The following is a 21,979-nucleotide window of genomic DNA, read 5'->3' on the forward strand; positions in this document are numbered from 1 at the left end:
CGAGGGCATCCGGCGTGCCGGCGCCGTTATCAGTGGAGTGATCAGGGGCGTCGCCGCTCGGGGTGACGTTGTCTTCTGGGGTATGGCTCATGAGCGGCCTCCGCGGGCAGGTTCGAGCAGTTGCAGCGCGAACTCGGCCGCCTGCTGTTCAGCATGACGGCGGCTGGAGCCGACGCCTGTGGTCTTGGTGTCGATCATCTCGACGTGGCAATCGACGCTGAAGGTCTGCGAATGCGCTTCGCCTTCGACGCTGGTCACCTCATAACGCGGCAGTGCCGCCTGACGCGATTGCAGAAATTCCTGCAGACGCGTCTTGGGGTCTTTCTGGGTGTCCTGAAGATTCAGTGCTTCAAGACGGGTGGCGTACCAGCGCAGCACGTGTTCACGCGCCACCTGCATGCCGGCGTCCAGATAGATGGCGCCGATCACGGCTTCCACGGCATCGGCCAGAATGGACTCGCGACGGTGACCGCCGCTTTTCATCTCACCGGAGCCCAGACGCAGGTTCTCGCCGAGATTGAATTCACGCGCCAGCTCCGCGAGGGTCTGGCCCTTGACCAGACGCGCACGCAGGCGTGACAGCTGGCCTTCACGTGCCTGGGGGAAGCGCAGGAACAGCGCTTCGGCGATCACGAAGTTGACGATGGAATCGCCAAGAAATTCGAGACGCTCATTGTTCTGGCCACCATAGCTTCGATGGGTCAGAGCCAGTTCCAGCAGGCTCGCATCCTCGAAGGTGTGGCCGATACGCTTTACAAAGGCATTCAGCGGGCTACTCACAGGTCTCCCTACTCTCTTTTTGTCGCTGACGCCCGCGGGCGTCCTGTCGAATGGTGCATCAGTCATGCTGGCTGATGCCTGTCGTCTTCGACATGTCCGCGATGCCCGAAGCCTACGCGGCTTGAGGAGTTGCCGATTGCCACCATCCCAATCCGATATTCGTCAGCCGCGCTGCCCGCAAGCTTGTGGCCACGGGTCCGACATGATGAACAGCAGGTTGACATGGCAGGCACGACGCATCGTCCCATGTCGAAAATCCGCACTGATAAGGCCGGCGGGCCAATGTGGCCCTGCCAGACACGACCGGGCCGCCTCTCGGCGGCCCGGTCAATGCACTGATCAATGAATCAGGCGTACCGAGGAAAAGTCCGGGAACCCTTCTTTCCAGTGCATCCACACCGCCACCGCCTTGCCGACGATGTTCTCTTCCGGCACGAAGCCCCAGTAGCGGCTGTCGTTGGAGTGATCACGGTTGTCACCCATCACGAAGTACATGCCTTCCGGCACCCGGATCTCGCGCATCTGCGGGCCGGGGTCCTGAGGGTTATTGTAGATTTGATGGGCGTGTTTCCCCAGTGTCTCATCCAGCAGGTCTTCACCGGATTGTTCACTGGAGTTGCGCGCATTCAAGGTCTTGTCGATGGCCTCACCATTCACGTAGAGCTGCTTGCCTTCGTAGCGAATGGTATCGCCCGGCAGGCCGACGACGCGCTTGATGAAGTTGGTGGACGGATCCTCCGGGAAACGGAACACCATCACATCGCCACGCTCCGGCTCGCCGACTTCCAGCACCTTTGTGTCGACCACCGGCAGGCGTAGGCCATAGTCATACTTGTTGACCAGGATGAAGTCGCCGATCTTGAGCGTCGGCAACATCGAGCCGGACGGAATCTGGAACGGTTCGAACGCGAAGGAACGCACCACCAGCACCAGCAGCAGTACCGGGAAGAAGGACTTGGCATAGTCCACCGGCCACGGGTCGCGCGCCAGCTTCTCACGCGTGCCAGCGTCCAGTTCTCCTTCGACGGAGGCCTCGGCCTTGGCCACACGCGCCTTGCGCGCACTGCGCAGGGCAACCAGGTCTATCAACCACACCACGCCGGCTACCGCTACGGCAATCACCAATACTAGCGAGAAATCCATCGTTGTCCCTGTCTGCCCTGGGTCTTGGTGGCAAGCCGCCAGTCGGCGGCCTGCCTCAGTCGTTCATCTTGAGCACGGCAAGGAAGGCGTCCTGGGGAATTTCCACCCGGCCGACCTGCTTCATGCGCTTCTTGCCCGCTTTCTGCTTCTCGAGCAGCTTCTTCTTGCGGCTGACGTCGCCGCCGTAACATTTGGCGGTCACGTTCTTGCGCAGCGCCTTGACGGTGGAGCGTGCCACGACCTGGCCACCGACGGCAGCCTGGATCGCCACATCGAACATCTGACGCGGAATCAGCTCTTTCATCTTCTCGACCAGCAGACGGCCGCGGCCATGTGCGTGATCACGGTGGATGATCGCCGCCAGTGCATCGACGCGGTCGCCGTTGATCAGCACATCCAGACGCACCAGCTTGGCCGCCTCGAAGCGCTCGAAGCTGTAATCCAGTGACGCATAGCCCTTGGAAATGGACTTGAGGCGATCGAAGAAGTCCATCACCACTTCCGCCATCGGCAGTTCATAGATCAGCTGGATCTGGCTACCCAGGAACTGCATGTCGAGCTGAACGCCACGACGATTGACGCACTCGGTGATGACGTTGCCGACATATTCCTGCGGCACGAGGATGGTAGCGCGGCAGATCGGCTCGCGCAGCTCATCGACGTTGGCCATGTCCGGAAGCTTGGACGGGTTGGACACCGGCAGCACATCGCCGTTGTCCATCAGCACCTCATAGATCACCGTCGGTGCGGTGGTCAGCAGATCGAGATTGTACTCGCGCTCCAGACGCTCCTGGATGATCTCCATGTGCAGGGTGCCGAGGAAGCCGACACGGAAACCGAAGCCCAGCGCGTCGGAGTTCTCCGGCTCGTAGTCCAGCGAGGCATCGTTGAGCGCCAGCTTCTGCAGCGCGTCACGGAAGTCCTCGTAGTCATCGGAGCTGATCGGGAACATGCCGGCATAGACCTGTGGCTTGACCTTCTGGAAGCCCGGCAGACGCTCGACCTTGTCGGCGGTCTTGGTGTGCACGATGGTGTCACCCACCGGCGCGCCCATGATGTCCTTGATACCGGCGACGATGAAGCCGACCTCACCGGCGCGCAGCACGCCGGTCTCCTTGCGCTTGGGCGTGAAGATACCGATCGCGCCGGTTTCCCAGTCACGGCCGGTGGACTTCAGGCGGATCTTCTCGCCCTTCTTCAGGGTACCGTCGAAGATACGCACCAGCGAGACGACGCCGAGGTAGTTGTCGAACCAGGAATCGATGATCAGCGCCTGCAGCGGTGCCTCCAGATCGCCCTTGGGCGGCGGAATGTCACGCACCAGACGCTCGAGCAGCGCTTCCATGCCCATGCCGGACTTGGCCGACACCTGACAGGCATCCGTCGCGTCCAGGCCGATGATCTCCTCGATCTCCTGGGAGACCTTTTCCGGGTCCGCCTGCGGCAGATCCATCTTGTTGAGGACCGGCAGCACCTCGAGGCCCTGCTCGATGGCGGTGTAGCAGTTGGCCACCGACTGGGCTTCGACGCCCTGGCCGGCATCGACCACCAGCAGCGCCCCTTCACAGGCATACAGCGAGCGCGAGACTTCATAAGAGAAGTCGACGTGCCCCGGCGTATCGATGAAGTTCAGCTGATAGGTATTGCCATCGTCAGCGTGGTAGTCGAGGGTCACCGACTGCGCCTTGATGGTGATGCCGCGCTCACGCTCGATGTCCATCGAGTCAAGCACCTGCTCCTTGAGCTCACGGTCGCTCAAGCCTTCGCACAGCTGGATGATGCGGTCAGCCAGCGTGGACTTGCCGTGGTCAATGTGGGCGATGATTGAGAAGTTGCGGATATGCTTCAAGGACGGCGGCGTTACGCGTTCGGTCATGGATCACTGCTCTGTATTTGTGCCCGTCTCCGTGAAATCACACGGCCAACACGGGAGACGACGGAAATCGAATTGCACGCATTGTACAGTCCGACCACAAGCGATGATAGAAGGCGTTGCCTTTTGCGCCCGTCCGGCCCTGTCACAACCCGCCTGATCTCGGGTAAGCATGCAGGGCCGCCCGGTAGCAGACGGGGCGCACAGTCGCCCGTGCGCCCCGTCTGCTACCGGAGTGACCGCCGTCCTGCCGGAGGCAGTCACCTTCTGTTGCCTGCGCGCTCGTCGCCCAGGTTCTTGACGCTTGCGTCAGGCGCTGGCGGGATCACTTGTCGCTGTCAGAACGCATGCGCAGTGCGATGTACAGCGGACGACCATTGCGCACCAGGCGCAGCGAGACCGGACGGTTGGTCGGCAGCTTGGCGACCACATCGCGCAGCGCCTGCACGCTGGTCAACGGCTGCTGATTGAGTTCGACCAGCACATCGCCAGCGCTGATGCCTGCCTCGGCAGCCACGCCCTGCGGGTCGACTTCCATCACGCGCACCCCGTGATCGAGGTTGAGCTCGTTCAAGCTGGCCTTGTCGAGCTCTGCCACCGCGACACCCAGCCCCTGCTTGTCGTCACTGGCCTTGCCGGCATGCGCCTGCTCACTGCCCGGCCAATGGCCGACCTTGGCGGTCAGCGTCTGGCTCTTGCCATCGCGCAGGATGGAGAGCTTGAGCGAATCGCCCGGCGAGCTGGCACCGACCATGCGCGGCAGGTAAGCCGAGCTCTCGACCGCCTTGCCATCGACGGCGGTGATGATGTCGCCACTCTTGAGGCCAGCGGCAGCAGCAGGGCCGTCCGGATCAAGATCGGCGATCAGCGCACCACGCGCGCGGTCCAGCCCGAAGGATTCGGCCAGGTCCTTGGAGACCGGCTGAATGACGACGCCCAGCCAGCCGCGGTCCACGCGCCCATCGGTCTTGAGCTTGTCGGCGACATCCATCGCCACATTGATCGGAATCGCGAAGCTCACGCCCATGAAGCCGCCGGAGCGGGTATAGATCTGGGAGTTGATGCCCACCACATCGCCATCGAGATCGAACAGCGGCCCACCGGAGTTGCCCGGATTGATCGCCACATCGGTCTGGATGAACGGCACATAGGCGTCCGACGGCAGGGTGCGATCGATGGCGCTGACGATACCGGCGGTGACGGAATGATCGAAGCCGAACGGCGAACCGATCGCGGCCACCCATTCGCCGACTTCCAGCGCATCACTGTCGCCCATCGGCAAGGTCGGCAGGTCTTCCGCCTTGACCTTGAGCAGCGCGATATCGGTCTTCTTGTCCTCACCGACCACCTGCGCCTTGAGTTCGCGACGGTCGTTGAGGCGCACCATCACCTCATCGGCACCGTCGATGACGTGGGCATTGGTCATGATGTAGCCATCATCGGAGATGATGAAGCCAGACCCGAGACTGGAGCGCTTCTCGACGCCCCCGCGGCCCGGACCAGGCAACTGATCACCGAAGAAGCGCTTGAAGAATTCGGGCATCTCTTCGCCATTGGGCCCTCGGAACACCGGCCCCGAGCTGCGCTGGATCTCGGTGGTGGTCGCGATATTGACCACCGCGGGCGCCGAGTCCTTGACCAGCTGGGTGAAGTCGGGCAATTCACGAGCCTGAACCAGCTGGGAGCCCATCAGGGCAGCCATGGCCAAGGCAGGTACCATCAGGCGGGAAAGGGATTTCATCAGTGCGGCTCCTGGTACGTCCTGTCATCACTTGTTATCAGGCGTGCAATCACGCAACTACTGACGATGGCAGCGTCACATCGCTGGCGGCGTCCTTCTCATTGACGTCGAAGCGTCGTTGAAGTTCAGCGATTGGTGCCGCGCTGGACGCAACCATGCGTCGCCAACATCCGACAGGTGCCGAGGCCAGCCTGATGCAGACTGACGACGCCACCTGCCGACTACGCAAGTCACTCCCCCGATCTGCCGAGAGAGTCGACTACCGCTATCACTTGAGCACGTCATCACTTGAGCACGTCATCATTTGAGCACGACGACTACAGCGCCTTGATCGCCATCGCGTCCATGCCGAGACGACGCATCAAGCGTGGCCGGTAGAGTGCCTGGCGCTCAGGGCGCGCGGCATGCCAGCGCACGGCCATCAGGCCCGCTGCCAACGAGAGCGCGAAGCCCAACGGCACCGCCAGGGTGCCAGCGCCCGCAAGCTGCTCGGCCACGATCCCCCCCAGCATGCCGCTGACCAGCGGCAGGCCATACAGCAGGCCCGCACTGCGCAGAAACGCCGACTCATCAATGCCGATCACCACCCGCTCGCCCACCATCGGCAAGTCTTCGCCTGCCGGCACATGGATCAGCACGCGATGCGGCTTGCGACGCGAAAACTGGCTCAACAGGCCGCTGCCACAGCTACTGCGCGCATTGCAGGCACCACAGGTGGAGCGACGCTGGGTCTCGACCCAGACGCCTTCCTTGCCATGCCCCGTGACCTGCCCCTCTTCCTGCATCATCTTGCTGACTCCTGCAAAAACTCGCCGCGCACTGGCGACACATACGCGTAGAATAGCGTCATTCACGGCGGCACTTCACGCGCCTCAGGCCCGACAAGCGCCCACGATATCATCAACAGGAGCCCGCATGAGCGACGCACCCCCATCCACTTCCCGCCTGGACCCGCTGCACGGCGTCACCCTCAAGGCACTGCTGACCTGGCTGGTGGACCACTACGGCTTCGAGACCCTGGGCGAGCTGATTCCCATCAACTGCTTCCTCAGCGACCCGAGCATCAACTCGAGCCTCAAGTTTCTGCGCCGCACGCCCTGGGCGCGCGCCAAGGTCGAGGCACTCTACATCCAGACGGCAGATCGCTATCTGCATGACTGAGGCCGAGCGTGGTCACACCGGCAAGTGACGACGCTGGCCGGATGCGACCAGGTCATGTGGGCGCAACCAGGATATACAGACAAGAAAAAGGGGCAGCCAATGGCTGCCCCTTTTTCTTGTCTGCCCATGCTGCTTTCATCTGCATTGGCAATGACACCAGCGCAAGCCAGTCATCCAGCGAATGTTACTGGGCAACATCCTGCAGGCTTATCCACTCACTGCGCTCCGGCACCGGGCCACGCGAGGAATGCTGGCTCAGGTAGGCCTCGAGCAGACGACGCTGGGCGAGATCCGCCGCGGCGACATTGCTGGACGACATGCCGGAATCGTAGCTGCCACTCTGCGGCGCCATGAACATCGGACGCGAGCTGGAGGGCGTCACGCCGACCTGCATCAAGCCGCTGTTGGCGCCGGGCTGTACCCACTGAGACGCCTCGGCATTCACTGACGGCTGGCTGACCTGACGCACGGTGCCGCCCTGGATGGCTGAACCGCCCTGGTTGGCGGAAGAACCGCTGGCAAGCTCTGCACCGCTGTTCACGCCGCCGGGCACCGCATTGTCGCCGCCATTGAAGACCTGCACGCCGGTGATCACCATCACCGCGACGCCTGCCGCGATGGCCGCGGAACCGGCAAAGGAGAACAGGCTGCGACGCTCGGCCACGGGCGGTGCACTCGCGGGAGCCTCGCGGGAGATCAGCTCGACCTCGGCGCTGACCGCCGACGCGATATCCAGAGTGAAGGTGCTTTCACGCTCACGATGCATGGCACTGCGCGCCAGGTGATAGCGGCGCCAGGTGTCTGCAGCCTCGGGAGACTCATCGAGCCCCTTGAGGACACGACGCAGATCCAGCTCGTCACCCTCCGCATCCATCAGCGCGGACAGCGACTCCTTCACGGATTCGGTGGTCTTCAGATTCATGCGTAAATACCCTCACACTCGTCAGATTGAACGACGACTTCAATCTGCACTCCTGGCAACAAATGGCGTCATTCACCATGGCGGCTGATGGCCCGAGCGGGCCAACGGCAAACAGCGTTACTGCGCCGTGGAAGAGGGGCTTTCGTGCCCTGCCCCTCACCACTCAACTTTCCAGCGCTCATGCACGCAGTCGCTGAGCTACATGACTACTGAACAGTAAGAACACGCGCCGCACGGATTGTTCCGCCATTCGTTCAGAAAACATTCACTTTAGCTGCAAGATTTCGCCAAGCCACTGAGTTGATTGAATTTAACCAACAAAATTTTTGTGGCTCTTCTCTCACAGGGGCGACGCAGAACAGCGACGTCACTCGACGGCAGACACCGCCGCGGCGGGACTGACCAGCCCCTGGATCGCCTTGTCGACCGCTTCACGTGCGCGGAAGATACGCGAACGCACCGTGCCCACCGGGCACTGCATCACCTCGGCGATATCCTCATAGGACAGGCCATCGAACTCGCGCAGCGTGATGGCGGTGCGCAGATCTTCAGGCAGCTTCTCGATGGCCTCGAAGACGACCTTCTCCAGCTCATCACGCGCCATGGCGGCTTCCGGCGTCTCGATGTCCGACAGGCGACCGGACTGATCGACCACCTCGGCATCGCCGATATCCAGGTCGGTGCCCGGCGGACGACGGCCCCGCGAGACCAGATGATTCTTGGCCGTATTGATGGCGATCCGGTACATCCAGGTATAGAAGGCGCTCTCGGCCCGGAAGTTGGGCAACGCACGATAGGCCTTGATGAAGGCTTCCTGGGCGACATCCTGCACTTCTGAATGATCGTGTACGTAACGGCTGATCAGGCCGAGAATCTTGTGCTGATATTTCCTGACCAGCAGATCGAAGGCGCGGTTATCCCCTTTCTGGGCGCGCTCGACCAACTGCTGGTCCGTTTCATTGACACTCATTCACTCGCTCCCTCCGCGGGAGTGGAGGCACCGCTTGCGGACTCCACATCAGGAATCCCCGGGGCATCAGCACCTGACAGGAATTGCGACTCGCGCATGCGTTATCCGGCCCCTTTGATATTCGTTGTGATGGATGCGATGCCTGGCGCGGGGCGAAAAAGCGCCCGGCGGCCCGCTGACGCGACCAAAATCAACGCACAGTGTTCCTGTTTATCATTTGTACGGCAAGACGCCATGCCGTCAAAGCCTCAGGTTTTGCGTGTTCACTCCCGCCATGACAGCGTTTGGCGACGCTGACACGTCAAAGCGTAACGATTTCTTTACGATTTACGCTTATCTTGAGCCACACGAGCCTCAAGTCAGCGCCAGCCAGCTTGACAGTTGATTAAATTTGACCCAAGGGCGCTGACAAGCCGGCATGCAGCAGATACCATGGACGTCATTCAGTACGCACAACACGGATGGCGGGCGCGAAGACGCCCGTCTGACTCTGCTAGCAGCCATGCAGACCGCACACCGCTCAGGACACTGTCATGTCAGAACAACACGTCAACAACCTCAACGTCCTGTCACAGGACGTGCTGATCACCCCCGAAGCGCTCAAGCAGGACATCCCGCTGACCGCCAAGGCCGAAGAGACCGTCATCGAAGGCCGTCGCACCATCCAGCGCATTCTGGACGGTGAAGACCCGCGCCTGCTGGTCGTGGTCGGCCCCTGCTCCATCCATGACCTGGACGCCGCCCGTGACTACGCACGTCGCCTGAAGGTACTGGCCGAGGAAGTGAAGGACAGCCTCTACATCGTGATGCGCGTCTACTTCGAGAAGCCGCGCACCACCGTCGGCTGGAAAGGCCTGATCAACGACCCGCACCTCAATGACACCTTCGAGATCGAGGAAGGCCTGCACATCGCGCGCGGCCTGCTGGTCGAACTGGCCGAGATGGGCCTGCCGCTGGCCACCGAAGCCCTCGACCCGATCTCCCCGCAGTACCTGCAGGACTGCATCAGCTGGTCCGCCATCGGCGCCCGCACTACCGAATCCCAGACCCACCGCGAGATGGCCTCTGGCCTGTCGTGCCCGGTCGGCTTCAAGAACGGCACCGACGGCTCGCTGGATGTCGCCGTCAACGCCCTGCAGTCCGTGTCCCACGGCCATAACTTCCTGGGCATCAACCAGGCCGGGCAGGTCGCGATCATCCGCACGCGTGGCAACGCCTATGGCCATGTCGTGCTGCGTGGCGGCAACGGCAAGCCGAACTACGACAGCGTCAGCGTCGCGCTGGCCGAGCAGGAACTGGCCAAGGCCGGCGTCACCGCCAACCTGATGGTCGACTGCTCCCACGCCAACTCCAACAAGGACCCGGGCCTGCAGCCGCTGGTGCTGGAGAACGTCACCCAGCAGATCCTCGAAGGCAATCGCTCCATCATGGGTCTGATGGTCGAGTCGCACATCAACTGGGGCGCGCAGAAGATCAATGCCGACCGCAGCAAGATGGAATACGGCGTCTCCATCACCGATGCCTGCATCGACTGGGCCACCACCGAAGACACCTTCAAGACCATGGACGCCAAGCTCAAGGACGCGCTGCGCGCTCGCCTCGAGCAGCCTGCCGAAGCCTGACAGCATCAGACCGGCCGCATTGGATGAACGAAAAAGCCCCGCCGATTGGCGGGGCTTTTTTTGTGGCTGCTGGGTCGACAGCTGACGGGCCAGCTCTGATCGATCAGCCCTGAACCATCACTTCTGCCCCATCAGTTCTGCCCCATCACGTCTGACCCATCAGTTCTGGCGCACGCCATCGATCTCGCGCACGAAGGGCGGCAAGGCCTCGATCAACTGCTGACCGTAACGCTTGGTCAGGATGCGTCGATCCAGAATCGTGATACGCCCTTCATCGGCTTCCTTGCGGATCAGGCGCCCGCAGGCCTGCACCAGCTTGATGGAGACATCCGGCACCGCGATGCGCATGAACGGGTTGCCGCCCCGCGACTCGATCCACTCCGCCAGCGTCGCACCGACCGGGTCATCCGGCACCGCGAACGGCAGCCGCGTGATCACCACGTGGGTCAGATACTTGCCGGGCAAGTCGATGCCCTCGGCGAAGCTCGCCAGCCCGAAGATGATACTGCCGCGCCCCCCATCCACCGCCTTGCGATGCTGACTGAGCAGCTCATGCTTGGGCAGACGACTCTGCGCCAGCACCCGCTTGCGGGTCTCGCTGTCCAGCGCCTTGTTGACCGCCGCCAGCTGCTTGCGCGAACTGAACAGCACCAGCACCGCCTCGCGCACATCCAGCGCATTGACGAAGTCGACGATCGCCTGCTCATGCGGACCGGGTGGCGACGGCTCCACCGCCTCGCGCGGGATGGCCAGCACCGCCTTGCCATAATCGAACGGGCTGGGCAGGCGCTGATAGCGATAGCGATTGGCAAGGCCCGCGCGCTCCTGCAGGCGCTCGAAGCGATTGAGCGCCGTCAGGGTCGCCGACGTCAGCACCGCGCCGAAACAGGCGCCCCACAGATGACGCGCCAACGTTTCCGCGGCCGACACCGGACTTGCCGAGACGGTCATCTCCGGCTCGCCATTGAAGCGCTCGAAGGTCAGCCAGCGCGCATGCGGCGGCCCATCGGCAGGGTCGCTCAGGCCGATGGCCTCCCACAGCGCATGGGCTTCCAGCGCACGCCCGTGCAGCAGGGCCACCAGCGGCAGCCAGTCCTCGGCATTCTCCTTGGGCAGGCCGGTGGCCTTCTCCGGATCCAGGCTCTCACGCAGGATGTCGGCGATCTGCTCCAGCGCCCGCGACAGCTCCGCGAAGCCCTTGAGCAGGTTGTGGCCCAGCTCCTTGAGCGCCTCCGGCGCCTGGCCGCGCTCGAAACGATGATTGGTGACGTCCTCGCCGGCCCCATTGGGCAGATCCGCCAGCTGATGCCCCAGCCCGAACACCTCGCCCAGACGCGGCTCGATATCCGCCAGCAACTCGGGCATGCGCGCCAGCAGGCGCCCGATGGTCGGTTGACTGCCCAGCGCCGCATTCAGCTCGGTGAGCGACTTCTTGAGATTGCCCAGCCAGCGCAGCGTCTGATTGATCGGCGTGCGGTGGTGGAAGTGATCCAGCGCCTTGTCGGGCAGATGGTGCGCCTCGTCGAAGACGTAGATGCAGTCACTGGGCGACGGCAATACCAGCCCGCCGCCCAGCGAGAGATCCGCGAGCACCAGGTCATGGTTGGCGACGATGATGTCGGCCTGCTCCAGCTGACGACGGGCACGGAAGAAGGCACACGCCGAGAAGTGGCTGCAGCGGCGATTGGTGCACTGACGGTGGTCCGTGGTCAGACGCGCCCAGTCGCGGTCCTCGACCTGCAGCGGCCAGCTGTCGCGGTCCCCTGCCCACTCGCCGCTGGCATAGTCCTCGGCCATCTTGCCGGCCAGCTCCACGAAGCTGCCGCCGTCGCTGGCGATCATGTCACGCTCGAACAGCGCCATGGTCGGGTTGTCCTCGACACCTTCCAGCGCCTGATCCAGCTTCTGCACGCACAGGTAACGGCGACGGCCCTTGGCCAGGGCGTAGTCGAAGCTCAGCCCCGAATGCTTCTTGAGCGCCGGCAGGTCCTGATGCATGACCTGCTCCTGCAGCGCGATGGTCGCGGTCGAGACCACCAGCCGCTTGCCGCGCGCCTTGGCCACCGGCAGCGCGGAGAGCAGATAGGCCAGCGTCTTGCCGGTACCGGTACCGGCCTCCAGCACGCAGACATGCTCGTTGCCGAGGCGATAGCCTTCCGGATTCTGCTCGATGTTGCCCAGGGTGCGCGCGATCTCGGCGATCATCAGCCGCTGCCCGTAACGCGGCGTCAGCTCAAGACCCTCGAGCAACTTGCGATAGGCGCCCTGAATCTCGCCCTTGAGGCTATCTTCCAGCATTGCGTGTCTCTCTCCTCAACTGGCCATCCACCCCTGACCCACGACATCCGGCCGACGACAACTGGCGACTGGCCACTTGTCGTCAAACCTGCGGGTCATGGAGCGCAAGACGGCGAACAGCCTGAGCTGTCCGCCGTCTTTGCGTGCTACTGCCATCCACCTCGACTGCCCTGCGCGGCCGGCCACCCTATCGCGACCGGTCGGATGCAAGCAGGCGTTACAGCAGGCCCTGGGGCGGCTGCTGACGCGGCAGCGTTTCCTGCAGGTAGTCTTCGATTTCCGGCAGTGAGAAGACATCTTCCTCACCGACGAAGCTGATCAAGGTCACATCGCTGAAGCTTGCACGGTGAACGTAGTCCTCCGGCACTTCCGGCAGCGTGAAGTTGATCGCATGGGTCGCGTCTTCGAGTGCGAAGCCACGCCCGGCGACATCGCTGACCACCAGTACCTTGAGCTTGCCGTTGCGGAAGGCCTCATGGGCTTCCAGGCGCTCGGTCTGGGTCTCCGCGCCGGACATCACCGCCGACTCGATACCGGCTTCCTTGAGCGCGGCGTTGATCTTGCGCACCAGCCCACGGCTGTTGCCGAAGACCACGGAGCGCTCCATCTCGCCCTGCTTCACCAGATTGATCAACAGACGCAGCTTGTCATCATCGCTCACGGTGTAGGTCTGCACGGCGTCGTTGTCCGCCGCGATGGCAGCCGTCGCTTCGTGCTCGACCGCGACCTGAGTCGCCTCATGCGTCCACTGCTCGGCCAGCCCCAGCACGTCGGAAGACAGCTCGGCGGAGAACAGCAGCGTCTGGCGCTCTTCCGGGCGCGGTGTGGCGCGGATGATGCGCTTGACGTCGGGAATGAAGCCCATCGACAGCATGCGGTCCGCTTCGTCGACCACCAGCACCTCGGTCTCGGAGAGATCGACATCGCGCTTGGTGTGGAAATCGAGCAGACGGCCTGGCGTGGCGACCAGCAGGTCGACCTTGCGCTCGAGGCGTTCACGCTGCTTCTGGTAGTCCATGCCACCCACCACGCAGGCCACCGAGATGCGCGCGAATTCGGAGAACGCCTTGGCGTCCTTCTCGATCTGCAGCGCAAGCTCACGGGTCGGCGCGATGATGACGGCACGCGGCGCGCCCGGCTTCTGGCCTTCCGGCGCCTTCTCTTCCAGGAAGTAGGCCAGGGTGGCGATCAGGAAGGCGGCGGTCTTGCCGCTGCCGGTCTGGGCACGACCGACCACGTCACCACCCAGCAGTGCCTTCTCGAAGGTCTGGGCCTGGATCGGGGTGCAGTATTCAAAGCCGGCCTTCTGGATGGCACGCATCAGCGGCAGCGGCAGATCGAAATCATGGAAGCGCCACTGGCCGGCGACCGGCGCGACCGGGAACTGTTCGAGGTTCCACTTGGACTGGGAGCGGCGCGGCTTGCGACGACGACGCTTGGGCTTTCTCGGCTTCTGGTTCGGGTCCTGCGGCTCTTGCTGAGTCTGCTCAGCGGCTGGCTGGGTCTGATCCGTCTCGCTCATGTAATCCGTTCTTTTCAAGGGTTCATATGCGACAGGCGCGGGTCGTTCTCGGAATCTCGCCGTGACAGGCCACACCCGGTTGGTTCGTCATGCCCAGTCGTCTCACCTGGTTCGCCTGACTCGCGCCTGATGCGCGGTAGTCTCGGGCTGCATGCGCCTTTACCGGATTGGGAGCCATCCCCTGCCCTTCTGCGGCAACACCCCCTGGGTGTGCGTCTCCGAGGCCACGCAGGCCTCGGGTGCAGAAGGACACGAATGCTCTCACCTGTTCTTGACGGATTCACGCATCCAGCGCTCCCCTGCCCGAATGTTCGGCAAGGGACTGGAGCGGACGTCTGCCATGAGGGTCTGCTCACGTGGCACCGGTCATGTCATCGCCGGGCTCACGCAACGGACAGGCTCATGGGTCGCCACAAGGACGACCGATACTGCGTGTCGGTCGAAAGGGCTTCTTCATCGGGCGGGCATCAGGCTGCCGGGCAACCTTGGCCACGCCACGGGACAGTTCGCCGCCGCCCGTCTGTCTATCTGTCTTGCTGTGTGGGCCGGGGCGGCGTACCTGCCAGGGTCATTCAGGTAACACTCATATATTGCATATTGCATATTGCATGTCGCTGGCACGGGCAATGGCAGCAAGACTGGCGCGTCCGGCAAGCCGTTGTCTCTGACATGCGTGAGGGGAAGCGCGCCCCGAGGGGCAGGCGACCCGCCATCGTGCATGAGACACAAGGCGCCGATTCAAGCGGCCAGTCACGCACCTCACCTGCGGGCAGCGACGATAACGCCGACATATTGTACCAGCCCGCCGGCGTCTTCGCGCCCCTGCATCATGACGCACTCGGCGCGAGACATCCTCGCGTGCACGACACGCGATGCTTCTCACCACGACGCCCCTCATGGCACCCGCCCCATGCAGGCTGGTAGAATGCCCGACAACTGATGCGGTTGCCCGCGTGCCGCGGCCTTGCCGTGCGACTCAAGGCTGGCGACTGCCGACACCGAACAGGAAAGCCCGAAGATGACACGTAGAAAGAAGAGCCGCTCCATCGCCGACAAGGTGCAGATTCGTACCGGCCGCCGCAAGGACTTCAAGAAGTGGCGCGCCGAGAACCCGGACCAGGTGCATTCCGGGCCGCGTTACGTGGCCAAGAAGAAGGACCAGCGCAAGTCCCAGGCGGCCGCCAAGCTGGAGCGCATGAACGCCGCGCCGCTGTTGCCGCTGCACCCTGATGCGCCGGCAAAGGAAGACAGCTCCTCCAAGGATGATGGTGGAGGCGAAGCGTGATGCGCCTGATTTCCTTCAACATCAACGGCATCCGTGCGCGTCCGCATCAGCTGGAAGCGCTGATCGAGACGCATCAGCCGGAAGTCATTGGCCTGCAGGAAACCAAGGTGCAGGACAGTGAATTCCCCCACGCGCACATCGAGGCGCTGGGCTATCACGTGGTGTGGCACGGCCAGAAGGGCCACTACGGCGTCGCGATGCTGACCCGTCAGGTGCCGAAGAAGGTGCACTACGGCATGCCGGATGACGACGAGGATGCCCAGAAGCGCATGATCGGCGTCGAGATCGACGGTCCGAACGGCGAGCCGCTGATCGTCTACAACGGCTACTTCCCCCAGGGCGAGAATGTCGAGCACCCGGTGAAGTTCCCCTACAAGACGCGCTTCTATCAGCAGCTGTTCCGCCTGCTGGAAGAAGACCACCAGCCCAAGCAGCATGTGGTGGTGATGGGCGACTACAACATCTCGGCCACCGACCGCGACATCGGCATCGGCGAACCCAACCGCAAGCGCTGGCTGCGCGAAGGCAAGACCAGCTTCCAGCCCATCGAGCGCGAGTGGATGGAGCGCCTCTACGCCTGGGGCCTGACCGACAGCTTCCGCCACGTGCACCCGGAAGTCGATGACCAGTTCAGCTGGTTCGACTACCGCTCACGCGGCTTCGAGCGTGAGCCCAGGCGTGGCCTGCGCATCGACCTGATCATGACCAGCCCCGGCCTGACTCCGCTGATCAAGGATTCCGGTGTCGACTACGCGCTGCGCGGCATGGAAAAGCCGTCTGATCACGCCCCGGTGTGGACCGATATCGGCTGATGCGCTGAGCAACGCCAGCGCGAACACGATCGCCAGACACGCAAACGCCGCCTTCCCCGTCTCAGGAAAGGCGGCGTTTTCGTTGCAGTGATGCTCAGACAGCGCTGGGTCGTAAGCGTCTTACGTCATCAGCGCTGCGCGACGGATTTCAACCAGGCATCGGCCCCTTCGGCGCCACGCGCCTGAGCCTTCTTGAAGGCTTCACGCGCAGGGTCGAACTGCTCCAGCTGACTGGCGACCACGCCGGAGAGCAGCCAATGACGCGCCGAATCATCGCCACGCTCACCGGCCGCGGCCAGCGCCTGCTGCGCCGTTTCCCAGCGGCCCCAATCATAGGCAAGCTCGGCATACTGCCGGGCATCCTCGAGTGACTGGCTCTGCTGCGAGACGGCTGCCCAGGCATTGAGCGCATGCTCGACATCGCGCGCCGCCGTCCAGGCCTGTGCCAGCTGGCGACGCAGCGCCGGGGTATCGTCAAGCAGCGGCTGCCCCTCGGGTGTCGCGGATTTCGAAAGCCCCGCCTCGATCAGCTCCGCCGCCCGCGCCGGCGCACCGGCCGCCAGCTGCAGGTCGACTCGCTGCTGGTAGGCGTCACTGCCGCTGACGATCCCCGCCGCCCACGCCGCTTCCCAGGTGCTGGCGGCGCGGGTGTTCTGGTTGAGGCGCTGATAGAGCGCCACGGCACGCTGCCAGTCCTGCGGGTCGCGTGACTCGCCCAGTCCCTGCTCGACCAGCGCCACCGCCGCGCCATGGCGGCCGGTATGCTGATAGACACTGACGGCCAGCTTCAGGCGATCACCGCTCGGCGCACTCGCCTTGCTGGCACGCTCCAGCCAGTCCTCGGCGCGCGCCCAGTCACCCCGATTGGCCTCCAGGCTGACCGCCAGCCACAGGTCATCGGCACTCGCCGAGCCGCCGTGCAGATATTCCGCCAGGCGAGCGATACCACTGTCGCGCTCACCGGCGCGCAGGCGCAGCATGGCTTCACGACGCAGCCACTCGCGGGCCTGGGAGGCATTGACGCCCGGCAGGCGACGCGCCTCGGCATACAGACGCGCCGCCTGGGCCTGATCGCCCTGGCGCGCACGCGCACTAGCCGCCAATGACAGATACAGCGCACGCACTTCACCACGCTGGCGCTTGGCCTCACGCTCGGCGCGCTCACCGACCGCGTCATAATCGCCTTCATCCAGCCGTGACTGCAGCGTGCGCAACTGCCCCGCCACTTCGGCGGAGACGCGCGTCGCCGCATGGGCCGCACTGATGCCACCGACTTCCATCATCAGCATCAGGCAGGTCGAGACCAGCGTCACGCGGGTGAGTCGGCGCCCGCCGCGTGTCAGCAGCTGGCGCGCCCGCGCCATCAGGCCTCGCGATCGCTCAGCGCTGTCGGCGTCCTGTGGCGGTGTGGATTTCGCTACCATGAGTCTTTCCTCTTGCGTTCATCCGCTGCCATGACCCGGCGCATTGCCGACAAGTCCACGGCATCAGAGATGACGACATATGACACACATCAGACACCCGATGAAAGCCCACGCCACGGGGTCATGGGTTGCCTCAACGCAACTGGAACTCGAGCCGCTGGCGCGCCTGGCGCGCATTGCCCGCGGCCGGGAATTCCCAGCGTGCGATCGCCTTCATCGCCGCCCGGTCAAACACGCCCGACGGCTCGGCACGCACCACCCGCAGCGAGCCACCATCGACATTGCCGTCCGGACGAATCACGAACGCCACCTCGACGAAGCCCTCGATGCCGCGGCGACGCGCGCGACTCGGATATTCGGGAGCGGTGCGCACGATGGGTCGCGGTGAACCACCCTGCGCCGCCGGGGCCGCCTTGGGCTTGGACGGCTTCGCCGCGGCCTGTGATGACGCATCAGACGCTGACTGCGCCGATGAAGCGGCCTCGGCCTGCTTGGCGACCGCCTTGGGCTCCGGCTTGGCCTTGGATGCCGGCTTGGGCGTCGGTTTCGGCTTGGGGGTCGGTTTGGGCGGACGTTCGACTTCCAGCGGAGGCAAGCTGTCATCCATGGTCAGCTCTGGCGTCGGCGGCAATGGTGTCTTGACCTCGGGAATCGCCACCGGGCTTGTCGCCTTGGGTGCCGGCATCGGCGCTGCCTTGGGTGGCGGCGGTGGCTCGGCCGGCGGCGTGGGCAGACTTTCACTCGCCGCCGGCGCGGGCTCCGGTGCCTCTTCAGGCGCCTGAACGGTGGAGACCGACAGCGGCTCCGGTGGCGGCGTGTCGTTCACCGGCGGCGCGACCAGCAAGGCCAGCGCATAGAACAGCACCAGCGCCAGCAAGGCGCCGCCGACAAGCCCGACGAGTCGATTGGCATACAGGCGTCGCGTCATGTCATTCGCCCTTCGAGGCGGCGACCGCGATGTCCTGCACACCCGCGTTGCGCAGTGCATCCATCGTCTCGACCAGCAGGCCGGTCTGTGAGCGACTGTCGGCCTGGATCACCACCGGCTGACCATCGGCAAGATCGGCCACGGCGTCGCCGACTCGATGGGCATCCACCGGCTTGCCGTCGACCCACACCGCGCCTTCGGCGGTGATGGCGACCATGACCGCCGCGTCAGGGCGCGCCGTGGCGTTGGAGGCTTCCGGACGCTGGATCTCGACCCCGGACTCCTTGACGAAGCTGGTGGTGACGATGAAGAAGATCAGCATGATGAAGACGACATCCAGCATCGGCGTCAGATTGATCTCGCCGCTGTCTTCCGCGGCCTCCATGCGACGTCTACGCATGTGGTGTCTCGCTTGTATCAGAGGAGGAATCAAAGCCGTTCGCAGCGGACATGCCGGAACGTGCATCGTCGACGGCGCGCGCCAGACGGTCGTGCAGGCGCTGGTCTTCACGACGCACCACGCGCTCGAAACGCGTGACGAACATCAGGCCCACCACCGCGACCGCCATGCCGGCCAGCGTCGGCAGCGTGGCGCGTGCCACACCATCGGCCATGGCACGCGCCTGGCCGGTGCCGGCGATCGCCAGCGAATCGAAGACATGGATCATGCCGGTCACGGTGCCCAACAGGCCGGCCAGCGGACAGATCAGCACCAGCAGCTTGAGCCACGGCAGCGGCGCGCGCAGGCGTGACAGCAGCTCACGGGTCAGCACTTCGCGATGGGTGAGCGCCGACCAGCTGTGGTGCTCGCTGCGCGCCACCCAGTCGCGAATCAACTGCTGACGTGCCGGACGATGCACGAGCCGCCAGTAGAGGCCGCGTTCCAGCGCCAGCCCGAACAGCACCATGGCGATCAGGCAGATCACCACGATCAGCGGGCCACCGCTTTCCACCAGCCGCATCACTGGCGCGAAGCCACCGCTCAGCAAGGAAGAGGCGGCCAACGAATCAGGCATGCTCGGTATCCCGCTGACGCGCTGCCGCGCTGGCAGCCTTGCTCGGGGCGCGCTTCTCGAGGTGGTCGGCCAGACGTGCGCTGGCGCGACCCTCGAGGCGGCCCATCAGGCCCTTGGACAGACTGGAAAGTCCGGTCTGGGCGAACAGCAGCGGCACGGCGGTCACCAGACCCAGCACGGTGGTCACCAGCGCCTGGGAGATACCGCCGGCCATCAATTTGGGGTCGCCGGTCCCGAAGACGGTGATCGACTGGAAGGTGCCGATCATGCCGGTCACGGTACCCAGCAGACCCAGCAGCGGCGCGATGGCAGCCAGCAGCTTGACCAGCGCCTGGCCACGCTCGAGCCTGGGCTGCTCGGCCAGCAACGCCTCGTCGAGACGGGCTTCGAGCGCTTCCGGCTCGTGATCATGGCGCATGCCTTCAAAGCGATGCAGCACACGGCCCAGCGGGTTGTCGTCACTGAGCTGGCTCAGGTCGGCTTCCTGACGCTTGACCGCCCGGCGGGTCAGCGACAGACGCACCAGCTGGATCAGCGCGATGATCAGGCCCAGCACGCCAAGACCGACGATGACGTAACCGACGGCGCCGCCCTGCTTGAGGCGCTCACCGAGACGCGGCGCCCGCGCCAGTGCCTGGGTGACATCACCACCGGTGGGATCGAAGCTCAGACGATCACTGTCGCCGGCATCGAAGGCCGCCAGCTGCTTGCGAATGCGCAGCGGCGTGGTACCCGCAAGGCCGAGGGTGTCCAGTGCCGAGGGGCCATCCACGGCCTTGTCTTCCGACAGCGGTGCCAGCAGGTGGCGACCACTGAAGGCCATCTGCTCGCCGACGCGCACGATCTCACGCGGCTTGATGCTGCCATCCGGCCCGGCCAGCGGTGCCTGGAAGCGCAGCGCGCGACCGCTTTCGGTGGCGATGCTGCGGATGTCCGCGGTCAGGGCGGCGAGTCGCTCGCGGCCCGGCACCTCATCACGCGGCCCCAGGTCCGGCAGACGCGCCTGGCCGCCGACCAGCAGCCAGTTGCCCGCCAGGGCTTCACGCGTCTCGCGGGCATGCTTGCGCGCTACCTCGAACACCTGACCGAGATCGCCCTGCTGGGCCTGACGCTCTTCGTCCAGACCGCTGAGGGTCGCCTGTTGTTCCTGCGCTTCGGCCTCGAGGGTCGCGCGCGTCTCGCGCAGGCTGTCACGCCGCGCCTCGGCCTCGCTGACCGCCGCTTGCAGTGCCTCGCGATCCGACAACAGGGTGTCGAGACGCGCCTGGTCGCGGCCTTCGGCCTGACTGGCGGCCTGTTCGAACTGCTCGACGCTCAATGACTGCTCGGCACTGCCGGTCGCTGCCAGCACGGCGGGAGATGACAACGTCAGCAGCCCCAGGGTGCCGGCCGTCAGCAACAGGCGTGACAGAGACGCGCATGGCGCTTGTGAATTCGTCGCCATCAGCTGGACTCCTGCGCGGTACGGGTAGTGGTGGTGCGTGTGCTGGTGACTGCCGCGGCAGCCTGATCGGCGCTCTCGAGCGCGGACTGCGACAGGCGCCCCTTCGGAGCCAGCTCGACGTCCTCGACCGGCACCGACAGCGGCAGGGTCACCAGTGACGGTGCCTGCTGGTCACGCGCCATGCTGATGCCCTTGCGCAGCGCCTCCAGGCCGCTGTCATCCAGTACCTGCCAGCTGCCATTTCTGGCCTGCCAGGCGCCACCATGCTGACCATCCAGCGTCAGGTAATAGAGGCCGACGCGGCCGACACGCAGATACTGCACCTTAGTGTCTTCCCCACCGACAAGTCCTGCGCGCCAGGTATCGAAGCCCTGACCGTAGCTCAGCTCCTGCTGCCAGGCGTTGAGCAGCTGATCGAGGCGCTCGTCATTGCTCAGGCTGGCATTGGAGAGGTTGTCACGCAGACGCTGGACGCGCGCGAGGCGCTCGTCCTTGAGAAACGGCAGATCCTGCTCGATGAAGTCCGCCAGCTCCTCGACCTGCTGACGCAGCAGGCCCGGCAGCGACTCGCGCGTGGCCTCGAGATTCTCCAGCGCCGTACGCTGGCGCTCGATACGCGCCGCGCGGTCAGCATTCAGCGGCGTCAGCTCCGCGGTATAGCTTTCCAGACGCGCGGCTTCCTGACGCGCTTCGCGCAGGCGCACCAGCAGCGCACGCGTCTCGTCATCGGCGGCGTCGATGCGCGCCTGCAGCTCACGCTGGGCTTCCTGATGAGTGGCGGCACTGTCACGCAGTGTCTCGGCATGCGCCGGCAATGCCGTGGCTGTCAGCGGTGCAAGCAGCACCAGCGCCGGGAGCAGGCCGCCAAGGGCTCGCACGCACGGGAAGGGGAAAGAAGTCGAACGCCGCACGGACATCTCCTGAAGAACTAGGCTTGGTTGCATCCTCGGTCGCCTGCCAGGCCGCTAGTGGCTTCCGAGTGGAAATGCAAATCACTGGCATGGACGGTATTACAAACAAGAACAATTATCAATTGAT

At 64.4% G+C, this 21,979-nt stretch carries 19 protein-coding genes; 4 read left to right on the forward strand and 15 right to left on the reverse strand.

Annotation, left to right across the window (positions count from 1 at the left end):
• Nucleotides 1-87: 87 nt before the first annotated feature.
• The 5 genes from rnc to MSG32_RS09650 form a co-directional block, all read right to left on the reverse strand.
• Nucleotides 88-780 carry a ribonuclease III gene (rnc, locus tag MSG32_RS09630; protein ID WP_043331866.1) on the reverse strand — a complete coding sequence of 231 codons (693 nt, stop codon included), beginning with the start codon at nt 778-780 and terminating at the stop codon, nt 88-90.
• A gap of 339 nt (nt 781-1,119) precedes the next feature.
• Nucleotides 1,120-1,923, reverse strand: coding sequence for a signal peptidase I (gene lepB, locus MSG32_RS09635; RefSeq protein WP_054554987.1), 804 nt, complete (start codon nt 1,921-1,923; stop codon nt 1,120-1,122).
• Between the two features lie 55 nt (nt 1,924-1,978).
• The gene (gene lepA, locus MSG32_RS09640; protein WP_248379276.1) at nt 1,979-3,799 is read right to left on the reverse strand and encodes a translation elongation factor 4; all 1,821 of its coding nucleotides are present in this window, start codon (nt 3,797-3,799) and stop codon (nt 1,979-1,981) included.
• 322 nt (nt 3,800-4,121) lie between these two features.
• Nucleotides 4,122-5,537, reverse strand: coding sequence for a DegQ family serine endoprotease (locus tag MSG32_RS09645; RefSeq protein WP_248379277.1), 1,416 nt, complete (start codon nt 5,535-5,537; stop codon nt 4,122-4,124).
• A 317-nt stretch (nt 5,538-5,854) separates the two neighbouring features.
• Complete coding sequence (locus MSG32_RS09650) at nt 5,855-6,325, reverse strand: SoxR reducing system RseC family protein (protein WP_052384327.1); 471 nt, start codon at nt 6,323-6,325, stop codon at nt 5,855-5,857.
• A gap of 127 nt (nt 6,326-6,452) precedes the next feature.
• On the opposite strand from MSG32_RS09650, the gene MSG32_RS09655 reads away from it, so the two are divergent.
• Nucleotides 6,453-6,698, forward strand: coding sequence for a VF530 family protein (locus MSG32_RS09655; RefSeq protein ID WP_043331871.1), 246 nt, complete (start codon nt 6,453-6,455; stop codon nt 6,696-6,698).
• A 184-nt stretch (nt 6,699-6,882) separates the two neighbouring features.
• Here the strand turns inward: MSG32_RS09655 and MSG32_RS09660 are convergent, their stop codons facing one another.
• Both MSG32_RS09660 and rpoE read right to left on the reverse strand, forming a co-directional pair.
• The gene (locus MSG32_RS09660) at nt 6,883-7,620 is read right to left on the reverse strand and encodes a sigma-E factor negative regulatory protein (protein ID WP_248379278.1); all 738 of its coding nucleotides are present in this window, start codon (nt 7,618-7,620) and stop codon (nt 6,883-6,885) included.
• Between the two features lie 367 nt (nt 7,621-7,987).
• The gene (gene rpoE, locus MSG32_RS09665) at nt 7,988-8,590 is read right to left on the reverse strand and encodes an RNA polymerase sigma factor RpoE (protein ID WP_248379279.1); all 603 of its coding nucleotides are present in this window, start codon (nt 8,588-8,590) and stop codon (nt 7,988-7,990) included.
• A gap of 533 nt (nt 8,591-9,123) precedes the next feature.
• Between rpoE and MSG32_RS09670 the strand changes: the two genes are divergently transcribed.
• Nucleotides 9,124-10,212, forward strand: coding sequence for a 3-deoxy-7-phosphoheptulonate synthase (locus MSG32_RS09670; protein WP_043331875.1), 1,089 nt, complete (start codon nt 9,124-9,126; stop codon nt 10,210-10,212).
• Between the two features lie 159 nt (nt 10,213-10,371).
• On the opposite strand, the gene dinG is transcribed toward MSG32_RS09670, so the two are convergent.
• Both dinG and MSG32_RS09680 read right to left on the reverse strand, forming a co-directional pair.
• On the reverse strand, nt 10,372-12,510 hold the full coding sequence (gene dinG, locus MSG32_RS09675; RefSeq protein ID WP_248379280.1) for an ATP-dependent DNA helicase DinG: 2,139 nt from the start codon (nt 12,508-12,510) through the stop codon (nt 10,372-10,374).
• Between the two features lie 217 nt (nt 12,511-12,727).
• Nucleotides 12,728-14,032 carry a DEAD/DEAH box helicase gene (locus MSG32_RS09680; protein WP_248379281.1) on the reverse strand — a complete coding sequence of 435 codons (1,305 nt, stop codon included), beginning with the start codon at nt 14,030-14,032 and terminating at the stop codon, nt 12,728-12,730.
• Between the two features lie 1,018 nt (nt 14,033-15,050).
• Here MSG32_RS09680 and MSG32_RS09685 point away from each other — a divergent pair.
• Entirely contained in the window at nt 15,051-15,317 is a 267-nt protein-coding gene (locus MSG32_RS09685) for a hypothetical protein (protein WP_043331879.1), read from the forward strand.
• Nucleotides 15,317-16,129, forward strand: a complete 813-nt coding sequence (xthA, locus tag MSG32_RS09690) for an exodeoxyribonuclease III (protein WP_248379282.1) — start codon at nt 15,317-15,319, stop codon at nt 16,127-16,129. Before MSG32_RS09685 ends, xthA begins: the two co-directional genes overlap by 1 nt.
• A 128-nt stretch (nt 16,130-16,257) precedes the next feature.
• Here the strand turns inward: xthA and MSG32_RS09695 are convergent, their stop codons facing one another.
• The 6 genes from MSG32_RS09695 to MSG32_RS09720 form a co-directional block, all read right to left on the reverse strand.
• Nucleotides 16,258-17,553 carry a hypothetical protein gene (locus MSG32_RS09695; RefSeq protein ID WP_248379283.1) on the reverse strand — a complete coding sequence of 432 codons (1,296 nt, stop codon included), beginning with the start codon at nt 17,551-17,553 and terminating at the stop codon, nt 16,258-16,260.
• A 133-nt stretch (nt 17,554-17,686) separates the two neighbouring features.
• Nucleotides 17,687-18,481 carry an energy transducer TonB gene (locus tag MSG32_RS09700; RefSeq protein ID WP_248379284.1) on the reverse strand — a complete coding sequence of 265 codons (795 nt, stop codon included), beginning with the start codon at nt 18,479-18,481 and terminating at the stop codon, nt 17,687-17,689.
• Between the two features lies 1 nt (nt 18,482).
• Nucleotides 18,483-18,881, reverse strand: coding sequence for a biopolymer transporter ExbD (locus tag MSG32_RS09705; RefSeq protein ID WP_043331884.1), 399 nt, complete (start codon nt 18,879-18,881; stop codon nt 18,483-18,485).
• Nucleotides 18,874-19,497, reverse strand: a complete 624-nt coding sequence (locus tag MSG32_RS09710; protein ID WP_084589252.1) for a MotA/TolQ/ExbB proton channel family protein — start codon at nt 19,495-19,497, stop codon at nt 18,874-18,876. The genes MSG32_RS09705 and MSG32_RS09710 overlap by 8 nt, the downstream gene beginning before the upstream one ends.
• Nucleotides 19,490-20,941, reverse strand: a complete 1,452-nt coding sequence (locus tag MSG32_RS09715) for a MotA/TolQ/ExbB proton channel family protein (protein ID WP_248379285.1) — start codon at nt 20,939-20,941, stop codon at nt 19,490-19,492. Before MSG32_RS09715 ends, MSG32_RS09710 begins: the two co-directional genes overlap by 8 nt.
• Nucleotides 20,941-21,852, reverse strand: a complete 912-nt coding sequence (locus tag MSG32_RS09720; RefSeq protein ID WP_248379286.1) for a DUF3450 domain-containing protein — start codon at nt 21,850-21,852, stop codon at nt 20,941-20,943. The genes MSG32_RS09715 and MSG32_RS09720 overlap by 1 nt, the downstream gene beginning before the upstream one ends.
• Nucleotides 21,853-21,979: the final 127 nt, after the last annotated feature.

Source organism: Cobetia sp. 1CM21F (assembly GCF_023161745.1).
In the GTDB taxonomy this organism is placed as follows: domain Bacteria; phylum Pseudomonadota; class Gammaproteobacteria; order Pseudomonadales; family Halomonadaceae; genus Cobetia; species Cobetia amphilecti.